Annotated in this window: 6 protein-coding genes; all 6 read right to left on the minus strand. The window is 46.0% G+C overall.

Features of this window, described 5'->3' with window-relative positions; all coding sequences use genetic code 11:
- Positions 1 to 2: 2 nt before the first annotated feature.
- Entirely contained in the window at positions 3 to 2,027 is a 2,025-nt protein-coding gene (gene recD, locus ACOSVP_RS08620; RefSeq protein WP_487347088.1) for an exodeoxyribonuclease V subunit alpha, read from the minus strand.
- Positions 2,020 to 5,775: an exodeoxyribonuclease V subunit beta gene (gene recB / locus ACOSVP_RS08625; RefSeq protein ID WP_487347089.1), complete on the minus strand. Its 3,756-nt coding sequence runs from the start codon at positions 5,773 to 5,775 to the stop codon at positions 2,020 to 2,022. Before recB ends, recD begins: the two co-directional genes overlap by 8 nt.
- Positions 5,772 to 9,329: an exodeoxyribonuclease V subunit gamma gene (gene recC, locus ACOSVP_RS08630; RefSeq protein ID WP_487347090.1), complete on the minus strand. Its 3,558-nt coding sequence runs from the start codon at positions 9,327 to 9,329 to the stop codon at positions 5,772 to 5,774. Before recC ends, recB begins: the two co-directional genes overlap by 4 nt.
- 154 nt (positions 9,330 to 9,483) lie before the next feature.
- Entirely contained in the window at positions 9,484 to 12,780 is a 3,297-nt protein-coding gene (locus ACOSVP_RS08635; RefSeq protein WP_487347091.1) for a retention module-containing protein, read from the minus strand.
- 220 nt (positions 12,781 to 13,000) lie between these two features.
- The gene (locus ACOSVP_RS08640) at positions 13,001 to 15,472 is read right to left on the minus strand and encodes a retention module-containing protein (RefSeq protein ID WP_487347092.1); all 2,472 of its coding nucleotides are present in this window, start codon (positions 15,470 to 15,472) and stop codon (positions 13,001 to 13,003) included.
- A gap of 208 nt (positions 15,473 to 15,680) precedes the next feature.
- Positions 15,681 to 20,165, minus strand: a complete 4,485-nt coding sequence (locus ACOSVP_RS08645; protein ID WP_487347097.1) for a cadherin-like domain-containing protein — start codon at positions 20,163 to 20,165, stop codon at positions 15,681 to 15,683.
- Positions 20,166 to 20,185: the final 20 nt, after the last annotated feature.

The raw sequence follows: 20,185 nt of genomic DNA on the forward strand, positions 1-20,185 counted from the left end.
AATTAACCGATATACAAGCTTAAGCCGCTGCTACGCTCAACCTTACGGTTCATGGCTTCTTCTAATACTGGCTGACTGCCCGAGATTAGGGTGAAGTATTGCTTAGAGCGAGTAATGCCCGTATAGATCAGCTCTTTGGTCAGAATCGGCGAGCTTTGGCTCGGTAATAACATGGCCGTATGGGTGAACTCAGAGCCTTGGGATTTATGCACCGTCATGGCAAACACCGTCTCGACACTTTGTAAGCGACTTGGTAGCACCCAACGCACGCCCCCTTTACCATCACTGAAAATCACCCGCTGCTTTAATTCACCATTAATGGGGTAAAGCAAACTGATGCCGATATCACCGTTCATCAGATCAACACTGTAATCGTTTTGCGTCACCATCACTGGTCGTCCGAGATACCACAAACTGGCGACCGATCTGAGCTTACCGGCTTTGAGTAGCAACTGCTCAATACGATGATTCATGCCCTCTAAGCCCCATTCACCACGGCGCATGGCCACCAACAATTGGAAGCTCACATGCTTCTCAAGCACCTGCTTACCCCAAGCATCAAACGCTTCCGAGCCTGCTGATATCGACGGTATGGCGTTGACCAGATCTAAGTACTCGCCATAGCCAGATACCAATAGCTGACGCACCTCTTGAGTCAAGTCAGTGTGAGCCGATTGATCCTGAACCAGATGTCGAAGTGCTGGCGCACTTGGCGACTCAAGTTCGCTTTGGGCAAAGATTTGCTGCAGTTTGGGCAGCTTTTTCTCTGACATCTCGCTATTGACCAAACTTGCTAACTGATGAATCACGCCCCCTTCAACAAAGCGATAACTATGACGCAGCATACACACCGCTTGGTTAAGCGTAGTGCCATCATCGTCAATATAGGTGTCAGGGATGGTTTGATGACAAACCTCCTCAACCCACGCGGCGGTATGGCTGGTGTAGTTACCATCAGTCGCCCCACGACACAGATCGCCGAGCACATAACCAGCTTCTACCGAGGCGAGCTGATCTTTATCACCCAGCAAAATCACCCGAGTATCCGGCTCAATGCCGTCAAACAAGCTGGCCATCATTTCAATATCAATCATGGAGGCTTCGTCCACCACCACGATATCCGCCACCAAAGGATTGGCTTTGTTATGGCTAAATTGACGCGAATTTGGCTTTGGTTTCAATAAGCGGTGCAAGGTGGTCACTTGCGTCGGAATAATTTGCTTTAGATCCGAGGGCTGTATGCCACCCAGCTCCGGCAATTCTAAACGCGCCAAGTTCGCGGCAATGGATTCATTCAAGCGAGCGGCCGCCTTACCAGTTGGTGCCGCCAAACGGATCGCCAACGGTGGTAATTGGTGCTTTAACCGTTGCCCTTGAAGCAGCGCCAAAAGCTTTAATACGGTGGTGGTTTTACCGGTACCTGGGCCACCGGTAATAATGGAAAAATGGTTACTGGCAGCAATACCACAGGCGATTTTCTGCCAATCGGTGCTGTGCTCAGAGGCATCCTGAAACAAGGCACCTAACAGCTCACGGATATCGTCCTCAGACACGCTGGTAGCTCGATTAAGACGCTGATTAATCCCAGAGACGATGGTTTGCTCAGCCTGCCAGTAACGGCGTAAATAAAGCAAACAAGCGCCGTTATGCTGTACCAATACAAACGGCGTGTTTTGCTTAGTTGAATCACCAACATCCGAAGCAATCGCTTTACTGTTCAGCAAAGCTTGCAGCAAGTCCTTAAGCGGCATTTCTGCGGCCCAATCACGCAAACTCTGATGCAATGCTTGAGCCTGCTCATCTTCACTTTCAAACGCCCCCAAGTAGCTTTCTGGGGCTTTTAACCATTGCCCGATATCGATACACACCTGGCCTAAGGAAGCACTGTAACTGGCGGTCATCAACACTGGCAGGATCGCATCGGCTAGCTCTGGCTCTTCTTCCTTCATCCATTTCACCAGGGCGTAATCCACATAACGCACCAGCTTGGCATCGACCCAGTGTTTTAAGTTTTCCATATCAAACATATTCAAGCTCCTGCTGCACCGCATCGACGCTGTTTTCACCGGCAAACATGGCATCCAGTTTTTCAATCAAAGCTTTTGCTGGCTTATCCATAATTAAGCCTTGGGTATCGGTGTTTTCAAAACCACGTAAAAAGAAGTACACCGCCCCACCCACATGCTTATCGTAATCATAATGTGGAATGCGATCTTTTAGGTGTCGATGTAAGGCCACCAAATACAACACATATTGCAAGTCATAACGCTTTTTCAGCAACGCAGCTTTTAAGCTGTCTGCGTCATAGCTAGCATCCTGTTCACCAAGATAATTGCTCTTCCAATCGATCACATAATATTGCCCATCAATATGCGCGACCAAGTCGATAAAGCCTTTAAACATACCTTCTAATTGCTGGTAGTTCGCCGCGGGACGCTCCAAACCGCCCCAAGTGTATTGACGCACCAAGGCATCCAAACACTGGGAGTGCACGGCATTGGCCGCAAACATAAACTCCAACTCCACTGCGACATCTTTGGGTGGCAAGTCAATCAATCTAAAGCGGTAGCACTTGCTCGATGGCAGCTGATCCAATTGCCAACGAGTCCCGAGAAAAGCCTCCAACCAACTCGAAAGCTCAGGCACAAAGGTTTCCAATTGACGCTTGCGACAACGGGCTTCGAGCATTTCTAAACGCGCAGATTCATCCGCATGTGCCGCGGCAAAACCTTGTAAGCGTTGCCCGTCTGATGTTTGAAAACGTTGCTCTGCCGCCCACTCTAAAATTCCATGTAAAAAGGTACCGATATGGCTGCCGCGAGGCAGACGATGCATCAGTTTTTCACCTGTTTTAGGCAATGCATCGCCTTCGATCACAAGATCTTCATCGTCAGCGAGTTGCTCATCCACTGGTTGCTCTGAGGTGGTGCTGGTAGGAAATTCCAATCCTTCCTTACCGCCATAAGTAAACGAGGAATAACTGGCAATCCACCAAGGCTCAATACCCAAGTTCTGCACCTGGCGAGCGGCACGAAATTCTAATGTATCGTTACCTTGATAGGCGTCGATCTCTTCTTTGACTGACACAACAGTAAAGGTGCTTGGCATATCATTGGCGATATCCACCACCGAACGCTCGTCAACCCCCAACAGCACATGAGCAGCGGAAGTTATTTCGCCGACCTCCCCATCCTTATTACGCTTTGGATCGCCAATCGCAATCCACTGAGCACAGATAGCACGGGTCATGGCCACGTAAATTTTACGCACGTCTTCGGCGAGACGCTCCCCGTCGGCCAGCTCTACTTCGTCACTTGAGGCTTGGAAGGTCAGTGCGAGATTTTCCATCTCATCGTGGTATTCAATCGGAAAATCGCCGGATTTCACGGGTCGTGCATAATCCAAGAACGGCAACATCACGATGGGGTATTGAAGGCCTTTGGATTTATGCACGGTCACCACTTGCACCAAGTCGGCATCACTCTCAAGACGCTGTTGCGTGCTTTCTTCACCAGATTTTTCCGTGGTGATGCGTTGCTCCAAATGGTGAATCAAAGCCTGCTGGCCTTGAATGGTCTCCGAGGCCTGCTGCAGCAATTCAGAGATATGGAACAAATCGGTAATGGAACGTTCGCCATTAGGCTCAGATAAATAGCGTCCGGTGACATTTTGCTCGGTGAAGAAGCGATGCAATACCGCCATCACACCAAACTCATACCAATGCTTATGATAGCCGCGGAACAGCTCGATAAAGCCTTCCCAAAACAGCTCATCATGATTAAGTCGGTCCAAATCAATGAGTGACAAGCCCATTAAGCGCGAGCCAAGCGCGACACGTAAATGGAAGCTATTAAAGGGTTCTGCCATGGCTCGTAACAAACGCAATACATCGTCGGCTTCTTCTGTTTCAAACACATCGCTGGCATCGGACAAATAGACACTGGCGATATTGAGCTCAAATAAGGCACGACGAATCTGTTTCGCTTCATTGCCGCTATTGACCAAGATAGCAAAGTCTTTTGGCTGCAGCGCACGAGCGCCCTCACCTAGATTGATCGTAGCCTTACCGGCTTGGGATAAATTCAGCAAAGACGCCACTTCATTGGCCGTCACTTTGGCACGATCCGGGCTTTTCGCTTCTTTCTCATCTTCGCTTTCTTTAGGCGTCAAATCCCAAAGATTTTGTACCGCACAACGCTTACCATGAATCAGCAACTCAATTTCATCTTTTTTACCAGCCCCGACCGGCTGAAACGGGATGGGATTCTGCTTAGCGTCTTTAAAAAGAAACGCGCCTTTTGGATGATGAGCTTCGCCATGTTCGAAAAAGTGGTTTACGCTCGCCACCAACTCGTGAGCAGAACGATAGTTATGCGTCAGTGTGTATTGACGTTCACCCGTGTCACGCTTGGCCGATAGGTAGGTAAAAATATCCGCCCCACGAAAGCGATAAATGGCCTGCTTTGGGTCACCGATCATAAAGAAGCCGGTATCTGGGTGCGGCTCAGACACATTGTAGATGGTATTAAAAATGCGATATTGCACTGGGTCGGTGTCTTGGAATTCATCCACCAGAGCAATTGGGAATTGTTTGCGAATCACCTCTGCCAGACGCGAACCGCCTTCGCTTTGCAATGCTTTATCCAGCTTAGACAGCAGATCGTTTTGACTGAGCACACCGCGCTGTACTTTTTCTTGCTCAACACGCTCGGCAACCCAATGACTGCTATGGCTAATTAAGAATTCATCTGGCGTTGCTAATTGCTCAACGGCCTCGGGCAATTGAGCCAAAGCGGCCGCCGCTTTAAGGTCAATGGTAATTTGACTGGGATCTTTCCAATGCCCCGTTTCTAGCAGTGCAATTTTGGCAAAGCTTTTACCGTCAAATAACTTATGCAGGATCGACAGGCTATCTGTTTGGCTGCTAGACCAAGTTTGTAATGCATCAAAGGTATCCTCTAGATGCTTTTTATTAAGCGAACGACCGTTGATCAACTTGTTCTTAGTGGCTGCTTCATGACCTTGGATCAACGCTGGCAAAGCGTCTTTCACTTGCTGTTTCAGGCTGGTGATTTCTTCCGCACGATCCTTTTCAATGGCCTGAAGCTTATCCGACAGTTCCATCTCTGGTTTTGTAAAAGCATCTGTTTTATAAATCAGTGCATTGACCTTTTTGTAGAGCGCATTGGGCGACTTGAAGACGCTTAACACTTGGCGTAGCTCAGGCTCATCTAGGGTAAATACCTTCTCTCGCCAATAGTCTTCACAGGCTTGGATAATCAGTGGCTTTTCATTTTCGATCAGGGTTTGCTGGAAGTTCAAACCGCTGTAAAACGCATGTTCGGACAACACTCGGCTACACCAAGAGTGAATGGTGGACACGGCTGCTTCGTCCATCCACTCCGCCGCCACATCTAGGCGACGGGCAGCACTGTTCAGATCTTGCTCCTTAGCAATCTCTTGTTTTAAGGCCTTTAGTAATGGATCTGGCTTCTCTGGTTCGTCTTGTAAACGAAAATAGTTCGCCGCCTCGACCAAGCGAGCACGAATACGATCACGCAATTCACGGGTCGCCGCCTTGGTAAAGGTCACCACTAGAATATTGGGCGGCAAGAGATAATCACTAAAGCTGTTATCACCACCGTGTTTCAGCACTAAGCGCAGGTACAACAAGGCCAAAGTATAGGTTTTACCGGTACCAGCACTGGCTTCAATTAAAGCAGAGCCCGTCAGAGGAAACGTTAATGGGTCAAGTTGATTGGTCACGTCGCTCATGCGTTTTCCTCCTTCTTCAAACTGCGCAAAATCGGCTCGCAAAGTAGCTTGGCGTAATGCTCTAGGGTTTTCACTTGCGCATCGCTTAACGGCTCTTGAATATGCAAACGAGCATAGTGATTGCGGGCTTTATCCAAGTCCTGATTTAGATAATTTTCAATCATGCGCTCTTGCTCAGATTTCTGAGCACGTTGGCTAGACACCAACAAGCCCATGCCGCCATTGATACCAAAACAAAGCGGTTCATGCATGGCCTTTAACCAAGCAGCCGCCAGTGACTCAAACTCTTTCTTAGCCATTTTGGTTTCCATACCATAAAAACGCATATCACCATTAGGCGTCATTAACTGAGTATCCACTGGTCGTTGATGGACCACATTAGCGACCAAGTGACGTACCCAAGCGTTGACTAAATTGCGCCAAGTGGTCGCTGTTCCCACCTTATTATCCGTCACTTCCCGTTCAATGCTGGCTTCTTCAGCAATCTGGCTGTCTTTGTAGGCATTGGAGGTTTGCATAATAAACTGCACTAATTGGCCATTTGCATCGGGGCGGTAGAGTCGATCTAAGTCGTCTTCATAGCTAACCGTTTGCTCGCCGATTTTTACGCTAAATTCTGCTTGTCGAAGCGTATCGACTGTCGGGATATGACCCGATACAGCCTTCTTCCAGCCGAAATACAGTTGCTTCACCTTGGTCGGAAACAGCTTTTCACGACGGATTTGCGAAAAGGCACCGCCATGCAACTCCCCTGCGGCGATCAACCGCTCCAGCTCATTTTCTACTCGATCATCCCACTGGGATTCGGTGACCTCATGACGCTTAGCGTATTGCAGCATGTGCTCATGCACTTGCCACTCTTCTAAACCATCGGATTCGAAGTTTTCCACCACCTTGGTTTCTTGGATCTCACTTGGCTTACGGATGTCCAAGCGCTCGCTGTACAAGGCATCCACTGGAGAGCGATAAAAGGCCGTCAGTTTGCGAGCATTGAGCGGCGCATCGGGCTGCCAAGTTGGTAACTTGGCCTGTTTCTCTTCCATAGTAGGCGCGCTGTCATAGGCCGTTTGCCATTCATGTTGATAGGTAAAGACTGGCGCATCGCCTTGAAAATAACGACGACTGAAGGATTGCATCGGATAGTCGCGCGTAAGCTTTTCAGACAGCTTGTCATCACTCCAGGCTTTATTGAGGTAATCTCGTAACTGCCCCACCAACACTGAAGGCGGTTGCTCGCTGTTGTCTTTAGCGCTGCGTCCTTGCCAGCTAATGACCAGCTTATCGCGGGCTGATAGCACGGCTTCTAGAAAGAGGTAACGGGCATCTTCACGGCGGGAACGGTCACCCGGACGGTAGTCCCCCACCATCAAGTCGAAATCCATCGGCGTACTGACTTGCGGGTAATCGCCGTCGTTCATACCGATCAAGTAAACCTGTTTAAACGGGATGGCACGCATCGGCATCAAGGTAGCAAAGTTCACTGAGCCAGATAAAAAGCGCTGACTTAAGGCTGGTTCATCAAGCTGGCCCATAAAGGTTTCTTGCACCACATCAACAGCGACTAGCTCTTCATCGACACCTGCGGCTTTGACTTGCTCTTCAAGCTGTTCGATCTGCTCAGCAATACGGGTGATCACACGGCGCTCATGATCATTGCTTGGATTAAAGAAGGTATCCAGCAGCCCTTGTAACGCCACACTCCAATCAACCAAGGTCTTGGGCTCAACAAAGGACTGCCAGACGTTTTGCACATCATCAATCAGGCGGTGCATTTGCCCTAGAATCTGTGCTTCTAGCCCGCCAATTTCGCCGTAGGGCAATACGCCTTGCCAGATTTCCCCATCACCGACGCTGTAACCGAGCAACATACGTTTTAAGCCAAACAACCAGGTATTTTGTTCATTGGCACTGTTTAAGCCCAGCGACTGACGCTGAGACTGTGACAAGCCCCAACGAATATTGGCACTTTCAATCCAGTGCTTTAAACGAGCTACATCGGCTTCATTAATTCCATAACGAGCACGCAGGGCCGGAATATCGAGCAAAGATAGTAAATCGGTCGCTTCAAAGCGTGAGCGTGTGATCGACAATAAAGATTCAAAAGCTGCCACAATCGGATGCTGCTGACGAGCGCTTTGATCGGCCACATGGTATGGCAAGAAGCGCTCATCCGCATGCTCACCATATTTCGAAAAACGCCCAAACACCGCTTCGATATGTGGCACATAGACATTGATATCCGGAGCCATTATCAGAATATCTCGCGGCTCTAGGGACTCGCCTTTTTGCTGCGCTTGTTCAAATTCATTTAGTAGCAAGTCATGCAGCACTTCGATTTCACGCTGACGACTGTGAGTTTCCACAAAGCGAATGCTTTCATCGTTTGACTCAACTGGACGCTCAAGCGCTTGGCAGTCTTCTAAACTGCGTAGCTGAAAGATATCGTCTTGCAGCTGCTGCAATAAGCAATCTACTCCAGGAGCTTCAAACAAATCGATTTTGCTGTCGACAAAGAAGCGTTGATAGCTGTCCGGCTGATCTTTTTCATCCAGAGAGTGAAGGTAATCACGGCCCAGCTTGCCCCAAGAAGCCAACAACGGATTGCCGTATAAATGGGCTTCATCCAAGGAGATCTCTTTGCCTTGAGGACGCCCTTCCCGCATAGGTCGGCGGGACTTGGCTTGACGAAGTAGCTGTCGTCCTTCGATCAAATCGCCCCAGAAATATTCACTGGGGTTCATGGTAAATAATAACACCTGAGTGAAAGGCGCGATGGCTTGCAGTACTTCAAGGGTTTGATTCGGTAGCGACGAGATACCAAAGATGATCACGCGACGCGGCAAGCCTTCCAACGACTCGGCATTACGACAGTATTCAATAAAGTCTTTATGGATTTCAGAGCGGTTTACGATTTTTCGAGCATCGCCAGCAAATTCTGGATCTTGCTGGACATCTTGCACCAGATAACGCCATAGCATCGGCTGCCAAATCTGGTCTTCAGGAACTGCTTTGGATTGGCTGTTAGCCACTTCATCGCGGGTGGATAAAACGTCTAAATTCGCTTCCCAGGCTTGTAACCAGTCAGCACGGTAGACTTGGTATTGGTCATACAGTTTGGCAATACGCTCAGCCAACAGAAAACGGCGATGTTCATGGCTTTTGCCGGTGGCCATAAAGTTGAGCAAGGCGTCGTAATGACCGTCTTGATTAATATCTTCTAGGGTATTTAACAGGCGAAATAAACGCCAAGTCATAGGTTTTAAGTCAAAGGGTGACTGAGTCTCCAGCTCCCAAAACGCCGCACGATAAGCTTCCCAAATAAAACGCCCTGGCAAGGCTACATCAATGGATGCCGCAATACCGCAACCACCTTCGGAGGCATCTTGGGCAATGGCTTGCTGTAACCACTGTGCAATACCGTTACTCTGCACCAAGAACTTGTCTGTTTCGAGGGGCTCCAGCGGATAGCGCTTGACCCACTCTACCAGCACATCTTTTAAGGATTCAAGACGATTGCCTTGAATGACCATCAATCCCGTCGGCCAATTACTCACGTGACACTCCTAACCCAAATAACGATTAGCGCTATGGTACACCAAACTGACGACAGATTATGACGCTAGCAAACGCTTGTTTTAAAAATAAAAAAAGCCAGCTCGTGTTACCGAGCTGGCTTTACTCTTACTGCCATAAGAGGGAGATTAACAATTAACCATCTTGGTTAATAATGTACTCCTGATCATTAAACACCACTTTCAAGGTATCCTCAGAAGTCACAACGCCATTACCATCGGAGTCAAAGTTACTGTCAGGACCAAAGTTGGCGATGTCTTGGCCGCCAATTTTCACACGTCCCACACCACTTTCATCTTTAGCGACGGACACATTGGCGTCTAGGAACGCTTGCACCGCCGCCAAATCATTGGCATCAGTACCATCAGGAAGCTCCAATAGATCAGAGATATCCAAACGGTCTTCCTCGGCTTTGAAGTCCTGAATCGTATCCACCGATTCAGCGTTCAAGACAAAGGTATCAGCCCCATCGCCACCAGTCATGGTGTCAGATTCGATATCATTGCCACCGAACAAGACGTCATCGCCGGCACTGCCGATCAAGATATCCTCACCTTGGCTACCTACTAGGTAATCACCTTGAGCAGCGCTAGCATCATCAGCAACCAGCACCGAACTCATAATTGAGCCTTGGTATTGTAGAAGACCTTCAGGTTCAGAATCTCCAGAAGAGACCACTAGATCTGCAGAGCCGGTACTGCCGTCGATGTCCTCAAAGTTATAGGTGAAGGTTTCATCGACTACTTTAGTGATCGACTCTACCTCACGAATCCTGAAGTTATCGTTCTGTTCCGCAGCACTTGTGAAAGCAAATGCAACGTAAACGATAGAAGACGCATCTGCTGCGATCGACAATGAGGTCAAGTTATTACCTGGACCAGCCTGAGTGACTGAGATAGCCACTTCATTACCCGCCGCATCAAAGGCTGTGACTTTTACCTTATCATCACCGCTACCAGTTTTTAGGCCAGTACCATTTTGAACACCAAACTTGATCGCTGTGGCAGCCGTATCAAGCTTAATTAGGAGGGTCTCAGAAATAAAGCTATCCCCTGAGGCCTCCACATCGATTGGGTTGTTATTACCCTCACCAACGCCTAAACCGGCTCCGGTAACACTGACAAGATCTGGATCACCTGCATCCCAATCCACTTTTCCATCACCGTCCACAAACGGCACACCATGGTCAAAACCTCGAGCGTCCAATCCATCACCGTATTTTGGTGAACTAGTATCCACTTCAAAGGTATAAGTACCATCTTTATTAATGGTCAAGGTGCCTGTATCGGTTTCAATTTCAAGCTCATCTTTACCTTGAGCAAAGGTGTACTCAACACCCTCATGGGTAACAGAAGTAACACCACTAAGATCATCCGTATGCTCATCGTTATCCAATACATTGCCAGAGAAGCCGCTATCATCAACACCAACAACACCATCATCAGTGACATTAATGGTCATCAGAGTCCAGTCAGCATCGTAAGAGCCGAAGGAGGCCTGATAGTAGAATGACTCTAAGTAGCCAGTTGGGTAACTCGTATGATTAATGCTATCTGGTGCAGTATAAGTAAAAGAGCCATCTGCTTTGATGGTCAATGTACCACCTGCATCCGTCTCAACCACGAAGTCACCATCACCGTTGGCAATAATCGGATTCGATCCATCTGAGTTCAACGAAATCGCTGTGACGGTCAAGCCCGTTTCTGGCTCATCATTACCCAATACACCTAAGTCATCGGCAACGATCAAACTATCATCTTCCGACACCTCATAGGAATCAGGGTCAATATCAACATCTACAAACGTAGGAGTATCTTGATCATCTTCGGCTAAACCGCCTGAATCGGTTGCTGTCAAATCTACTGCAGGAAGCGTTTCACCATCATTCAAGGCATCCACACCCGCCTGAGTCAGAACAACATTTTCACCATTGAATGTGTAGTAGCCGTCTAAATTAGAATTTTCGGTAAAGTCAACTTCCCCATCCGCAACAGTCAAGATACCGTCTTGTGTATCGGATGCAGTAAAGGTAGCCACAACAGTCCCAGCTTCAGCTTCATCCACAACAATATCCGTTACCGCCACAACGTCGATAATTGGAGGAGTATTTTCTGGCGTTACATAGGTTGGTGAGTCAGAATCAACATCAGTGAAGTTGTTTGAATCCGTCGCAGTAAGCTGAACAGGTGGTAATGTGCCGCCATCATTCAGCTCATCAACACCTTTTTGCGTGATGACTACATTTTCGCCATCAAACTCATAATACCCGTCAGCATTCGTTCCTGGAGTGAAATCAACGCCCCCATTTGCGACACTGAGAACACCGTCTTCAATATCCTCAGCCGTAAAGGTTGCAACTGTATCGCCAGCCTCCAGACCATCTAACTCGATGCCAGTTAATGCAACGACATCGATTTCAGGCGCAAAGTTTGGTGTTCCTTGATCTGCTGCAGACTCACCATCAGAGTCGGTAGCGGTTAAACTAATCGGAGGTAAAATCACACCTTCATTTATTGCAGTCACACCAACATCAGTTAGAACGACATCACCATTTTCGTTGAACTCATAGTATCCATCGTCATTGCTACCAGGAGTAAAGTCTACACCACTACCCACACCTAAAGATCCATCTTCTGGATCACTAGAGGTAAACGTCGCAACAACCAAGCCTTCTTCAATATCGTCAGGATCAATTCCAGTTACAGCGTTGACCTGAATAACTGGCGGCTCGTTTTCGGGCTCAGGCTCGGGTTGAGGTTCTGGCTGAGGTTCTGGCTCTGGCTGAGGTTCTGGCTCTGGTTCTGGCTCAGGTTCTGGTTCTGGTTCTGGTTCTGGTTCTGGTTCTGGTTCTGGTTCTGGTTCTGGTTCTGGTTCAGGTTCTGGTTGAGGCTCAGCCAAAGGAATAATGGTTGGATCTTCCGCTACAGTAAGGGCTTCAGAATTAAATGCTGCTGTATCGTAACCATAGGTGGGACTCGCTGAAGCCCCTGAACGTGAGATATCCACTAGAACGCCACCCAAACCTGCGTCATCGGGGGCCTCACCAGCGGCCGGCGCTTCTTGTACCTGAGTCGGGTCCTGTCCTGCTAGGATTGCTTGTTGTAAGGCTGTCAGCCCTATCGCACCATCTTCTAAAAAGCCTTCTGTTACAACACCTTCAGGTGAACCTGCTGGCGTTTGCGCAAGACCGTACACTTCACTGGTAATCTCAACAGCCGACGCATCCGCTATATAAATTTCGTTTCCATCATTAAAACCAATGGTGACACTGCTTTCCGCTGCAGCTAGAACAACATCTCCCTGAAAGATCGGATCACCCATTTTCAAAGTACGCTCCTGCCCATCGACAGATTGCACTGTTACCGTCCCTTGAAGCTGGGTCACAAACCCAACTGGCTCTCCTAGATTCATAAAAGTTTGATTGTCGCTCATAGCAAGTTCCCCCGCTCGTTTTAACAATACTTTTAAAACCTAGTTGTCATCCATGTTATATTCAATAGTACTAAAGTACAGTTATCACTTATTTTTATATGTTGAAACTTTTATGCATATATAACTTCGATTAAAGAATATCAAAATAACTACCACTCTTTAGAAACAAAAAAGCCAGCTCGGTTTCCCAAACTGGCTTTGTTAGATCAACGAGTTAAAACTAGCCATCTACGTTAATAGTGTACTCTTGATCATTAAAGATCACGGTTAATGAATCGGCAGAATTCACTGAACCACTGCCATTGGAGTCAAGGCTACTATCAGGACCAAGATTCACAATATCTTGGCCACCGATCTTGACATGGCCGACACCATTTTCATCCTCAGTGACCGAAACACTTTCCTGCAAGAATGCTTCGATAGCATCACGATCATCTGCATTAGTGGTAGTAGGCAAATCCAAAAAATCAGACACATTCAGCACATCTTCAGCAGCATCGAAATCTCGAATAGAGTCGACGGATTGGCTGTTTAAAATAAAGGTATCGGAGCCATCACCACCTACCAAAATATCTACTTCGGTATCATTGCCACCAAATAAAACATCATCCCCAGCACCGCCCATGAATGTATCAGAACCCGAACCTCCAACAAGATATTGGCCATCAGATTCGTTATCTTCACTTACAAAAGCAGTTCGCTGAACAGAGCCTTCATATTGAAGAAGTCCAGAAGAACCACTAGATTGATTTTCTGACGTGATTGTCAACGTAGCAGAATCAGAACTACCATCAATGTCTTCAAATTTATATTCAAACTTCTCTTCAAAAACTGGTGTTTGAGGAGTTTCAAATGAATTAGTCTTAATACCATCAACCCTATAGCCATCACTACTCGATGAACCATTATTGGCATTGGTAGGTAAACCACTATGAGTGAAGGCAAGATAACTAATCGCAGTACTAGAACTGATCGTTATACTCTGAATAATCTTTGCATTACCGTTGCCAGGGCTGTTCTCAGATATACTAATTCCTGAAACCTCTACACCAGCACTATTAAAGGCAACCACCTTATACTGATCGTGCTCCATTCCTTGAAGACCAACATCAATAATCGTTGCACCATTAGGCAGCTTAACAAGTAAGGTCTCTGTAGTAATGTTACCTTGATTGTCTTTATTGATGTCAATCGGATCACCATTGTTGCCAGCACCGACACCTACACCAGATCCAACTTTATTTACAATACTAGAATCCGCTCCATTCCAATTTACAACACCTCCACTTATATAAGGTGTCGTACTAGTAGAAGCATAATCAAACCCTTTATATTCAGCTGTCACACTTTGTGTCGAGGTAGTCCAACTGCCTGCAGGGGCAGCATCCGCTACAAACTCATAGGTACCGTCTTTATCAATGGTTAATTTCCCATGATCAGCATCAATCACAAGAGTATCTTTACCATCGAATTTCGTTTCCGTACCCTTGTAGGTAACAGAAATGAGCTTATCCGTTAAATCATCAACATGTTGATCGTTATCTAAGACGCTTTTACTACCTGATGAAGCGACCCCATTTTTAACTTGTTGTGAATCATCAACACCCGTTACGCCTTCGTCAGTAACTTTGATGTTTACTTTAGTCCAGCCAGTTGAACTTGAGCCATCTGAAGTTTGGTAATATAACGTTTGTGTGTAACCACTTTCATTCCCAGTATGGTTGTATTGATTAGGTGCATTATAAGTAAATGTACCATCTTCATTAATAACTAACTTACCAGTAAAGCTACCGCCCTCAACCGTAAATTCACCATTGCTTATAGTCAGAGGGTTAGAACCATTAGAATCCAAAGAAACCCCAACGATTTTAAAACCTGCACTCAAGCCGTCATTTGACAGGACGCTAGAGTTACCATTTTTTAAATTACTTGTGTCTTTACCTTCAGCAACCTCAATAGAATCCTCCTGAGGAGCCGGTGCAGGCGTAGGTGTTGGCTCTGGAGTCGGCGTAGGTGATGGCTCTGGAGTCGGCGTAGGTGACGGTTCTGGAGACGGCGTAGGGGATGGTTCTGGAGACGGCGTAGGGGATGGTTCTGGAGACGGCGTTGGCTCTGGAGCTGGTTCTACTACTGGCTCAGGCTCAGCTGTTGGAGGAGTATCATTATTTAAAGCAATGATAGCTTGATCATCCGTTGTAACTGCAAATCCTCTGTTCGCCGCGGCAGTATCGTAACCATAAGTTGGGATAGCAGATAAGCCAGATCGAGCAATATCAACCGTTACACCAGCACCGTCTTCTACTGGTGTTTCACCAGCGGCCGGAGCTTCTTGTACCTGAGTCGGGTCTTGACCATCTAAAATAGCTTGTTGCAGAGCACCAAGATCAGCTACACCTTCCGCTAAGAACTCTTGAGCTGGAACTTCTTGAATAGGGGCATGAGTTAAACCATACACTTCATCATTGATCTCTACCGCAGAGGAATCCGCTATATAAATATCCGTGCCATCTGTAAAACTAATGGTGACACTCGCATCCGCAGCAGCAAGAATGACATCCCCTTGGAAAATTGGATTTCCCATCTGCAAAACACGCTCTTGCCTGTCGGCAGATTGTGCATGAACAATGCCTTGAAGTTGTGAAACGAACCCAACAGGTTCCCCTAAAGATAGAGTAGTTTGGTTGTCGCTCATATAAGCTCCTTGCTTGCTAGCATCAGTAATAACTAAGCTATTCCTAAGAACGACCAATTCCTATTGTACCGAAGTACATTTTTTGAACACAAACTCTATAAAAGCCGCCATAATCCACAAAATCAGCTCTTATAGTCCATAAAACCAAAAAAACCAGCACGATTGCTCGAGCTGGTTTTTTGTTTGTTATCTAGAGTGATATTTACAATTATCCGTCCTGATTAATCGTAAACTCCTGATTATTAAAGATCACGGTTAAGCTGTCATTCTGCACATTTACAGAGCCATTCCCATCTGTATCAAATGTACTATCTGTACCAAAGGATGCTACCTCTTGACCATCAACCTTAAGATGATTAATACCAGAAACATCTTGCGAAACTTCAACTTTGGAATCCAAGAATGCCTGAACTGCTTCTAAATCTTCAGAATCGGTTTCAGGTGGTAAGTCTAATAAGTCCGAGATATCCAACGCATCTTCAGATGAATTGAAATCTTGAATGACGTCAGTAGAGCTACTGCTTAAAACAAATATATCCTCACCAGCTCCACCCACTAAAGTATCAGTCTCAGTATCATCACCACCAAACAACACATCATTACCAGAATTTCCCAGCAGTGTGTCATCATCTGCACCACCAATTAGATAATCATCAGCGTCAGTACCAACTAGCGCACCTGCATCCGAACTACCCGCCACATCATCATTCATTCCATTAGTATTAGCTTTAGCAATCAAGTCAAACTGACCAATATCGTTGCCGTCTTTGCTAATTACCGTTAGATCAGAGATGTTAGAAACATTACCTGTGACAGCTACAGTGTATGAACCATCGTCATTTATAGCTACATCAGTACCGGCCTGTTGTAGCTGAGCATTTGCAGGGACACCGAAGATATCGATGGAATCCAGCTCCTCAGTCTCCACCAAATGCTCAACAGTAACAGACACTGCATACCCTGTAGCACCAAATGCCGCAGCGTTACCGATAACGACACCATCACTAAACTTGAAGTTTTCGAAGTTCACAAACCGTGATTTGATACCATCAACATCTGCCTGATAATCAGTGAAACTGTATTGCTTGAACCAAACTGAATCAGTGCCGCTACCACCATCAATCCAAACAATATTGCTGCCACTCTGATCTTTAATTAACCCATCAAAAACCAGAATATCATCATCAGATCCAAGATCCATGGAAACTTTTGAATATATGTCACCATTAACGTATACAGTATCTGCTCCAGAGTCACCTTTAAGATCGTTATAACCTTTTAAATCGCCATCAATCTTGACTCTATCATCACCTGAATCAAGCTGAATAGTCGAACCGCGATTTAGACTTCCGCCTAGATGCAGCACATCATCACCTTGCCCCATATCTAAGTGAACAGATGAGTAATAACTTCCAGCATCACCGGAAATAGCAACAAAATCATCCCCACTACCTGCATGAATAGTGCCCTTAGCATCATCAGCAACAAATAGAAGATCGTTACCTTCTCCCAAATTCACATAGCCACTATCATCACCAAAAGCAAGACGATCATTTCCAGATCCCGTTTGTACAGTTCCTAATCCATATTCACTGTCACCGATGTAAATATCATCGTTACCGCTACCTGTGACGACACTCTGGCCAGATGAGATTTTACCAGCAACAAATATATCGTTATCACCATTTTGGGCATTTAAATAGCCGTTTACATCGTGATTGACAACTACTCGATCATTTGCTGAACCAAATTCCTTCCAAGAATAGTTCCAAACTTCATAACTAGGATTCGAAACAACATCTGACACTAAAGTACTTCCCGAAACACTAGAAGCAAAACCAGCCCAATTACTGCCAGACCAACTTGATCCTGAGCTAGAAGAATCATCTAACATATCAAATGATGTAACTTCAACTGTGACTTTAGCGCCCTTGTCATTAGTTAATGCCGCTGCCAAGTCAATATTGACGGTTGCGATACCAACACCACCCTTGCCATCACTAACCGTGTACTTAAATGAAGCATCCCCGACACTACCTGTCGTTGGTGTAAAGTAAACCTTACCATCAGCACCAATCAGCGCGTACCCATTAACGGCTTCATCAACAGATACAATATGCAAAGTATCTTCATCAATATCATGGTCATTGCTTAACAATGCTGCGGCTTCGATTACTAACGTATGGCCGGATACACCATTCACATAATCATCAGCTGCGACTGGAGCATGATTCACATTTTCTAGAACAGACACATCGATAGTCTTATCAGCTAAAGCGATATCACCGTTTAACTCAGTAGAAGTGGCAGTAAAACTTAAAGAAAACTCCCCAATATAATCAATAGGCGCTTTAACCGTTAGTCCAGCATAGTCAAAATCTGACACATCTATCGACTGATTCGCAGCAGTGAATGTAACTACATGCACACCATCAGTTAAAATAGTTCCCACTGGTGCACCAGAAACAGTTACTAAATGCTCTTCAGATCCATCTTGATCTACGAAAGATATAGAGAACTTTTCAAGTGGTATATCACTGTTTTTCTCACCTTCGTTTACTGAGTAAGCAACATAGTGATCGACTTTACCATCCTCTATTACGGGGCTACCTAGTCGCACCCCTGACTCTTCAATAGAAGCAAGATCTTTGTAAAGAGAGTAGTTTTCGGTATTAATTGACGTTGTTTTACCACTAATCACCTCAGTGATATATATATCATAGCTACCTGATCCATCCTGATTATGATGCGCTATTTCAATTGGATAATAACCAGTAGTCTCAACTGTGAATGTACCACTACGAACCATTCCAGCAGCGTCTGCCCAATGCGCATCGGCAACAATCTCGCTACCTAACTTGATATACAAACTATCATCAGCATCACCGCTAAATTGATACTCTGTATCCGCGTTAAGGAACATAAAGCCCTTAATCAAATTTATGGTTTCTTCAGGCTCTGAATAAGACCACGCAGAAGTACCAGTTAGGCCTTGAATCGTTGTAGGCTCAGTAGCGGCCGTATTATTGGAAGTGAAATCTGAAATAAATTTCTCCAATGCAGCAACATCGCTGATACCACTGCCACTCCAACCTTGTACACTCCATAAATCAGAGCTAGCGTAAGCATTAGTCCACTGTTGGATAGTAAGACCGTTACCACCAATAGGGTTACTGTCGATATCCGTAAACAACGGTGCATCAGCTACAGCATTGACTTTAATCTCAAATGTACTTGTTTCACCCTCAGCAGAATTCACTTTGTAAGTCACGCTAGGCATTGTGCCCGACCAGTTAGCTTTAGGGTCAAAGCTGTAGGATCCATCTGTTTGGATCGTTAGCTGACCGCCCTCAAAATTAACTGTTGCCCCATTGCTAGCATCTAAAACAGTTTCAGTCCTATCAATGGCAATAGAATAGATAGAGGATGCACCACTATCGTTGGCAAGAAGGCCTTCCGAAGCTGACACCGAAATTGACTCATCTTCATTAATACTACGAACATCAGCCTGTAAACGTGAAACATCGCCCTGCCCGATGGTTAATGTACTAAATGCCGTATCACCATCTTGGTCTTTAACATGATAAGTAAAGACTTCATTCACCTCAGCGTTCGGATATTGAATAGATTCAATCTCACCAATACGGAACTGATCGTTATGACCTGCTCCGTCAGGGAAAGTAAATGCTACGGCTGCAATTGCTAAAGAGCTTGATGTCACAGTGACTGAAGTATTATTGCCATTCCCTTCGACGAAATACGAAACGCCATCGATCTGATTACCATCGCTATCAAAAGCAACAACTTTAATATCATCCTGGCTATTCAAATTATGCGCTTTGAATTCTATTGAAGTGGCTGCCGTATCTAACTTGAATACCAGAGCCTCACCACCATCTTTCGAATTATCAATCGGGTTGTTATTTCCATCACCAACACCATAGCCTTTCGGCATGCTATTCACGAGGTCAGCACTACCTTTGGACAAATCAAGCTGGTTACTATCGTTCACGAAAGCAACGCCATAATTAAAGCCATACAATTGGTAACCAGCACCTTCACCCCATTCCGGCGAAGCATCGCCGGCTAAATCAAAGGCTGCAAATGTGTATTCTCCATTTTTAGCAATCGTTAACGTACCGCTGTCAGTAACTATTACTAGCGAATCTTGATCATCCCCAAACACATACTCATCAGAACCGTAAACTACTTTAGTGAGTTCCGTTGCATCGGTGAAAGTATCGTTGCTTAACACATTCCCCTGAGCTTGATTTGAGCTAGTCGTAGCAACCACAGCACCAGTTAGATCAGTACCAAGATCAACTGAATCAGCAACAGCATTCACCGCGACATCGCTCACATCAATAGTGACCGTTGCCCATTCAGAGTCATCTTTCCCATCTGACACTTTATAAGTAAACGAAACGCTCTCAACATTAGAAGCACCATGCTCTAAAACAGGCGCTTCATAGGTGTAAGTACCGTCGGCAGCCACTTTGATGACTCCCAAACTATCAGATTGAATGGTTAAGAAGCCATCAACAAACTTATCTGTCGCACCTGAACCAGCGGAATCTAACGCAATACCCGACACCGTCAGTGCGTCATTTTCCTCATCCGTAAAGTTGTTGAGCAGAGACCCCGATGCATTAATTGTAAATGATTGACCCTCAACAACTTCATGATTAGGTATCGTCCCTGTCCAGACTGGCA

It is taken from the genome of Marinomonas sp. HM11-D (assembly GCF_057626615.1).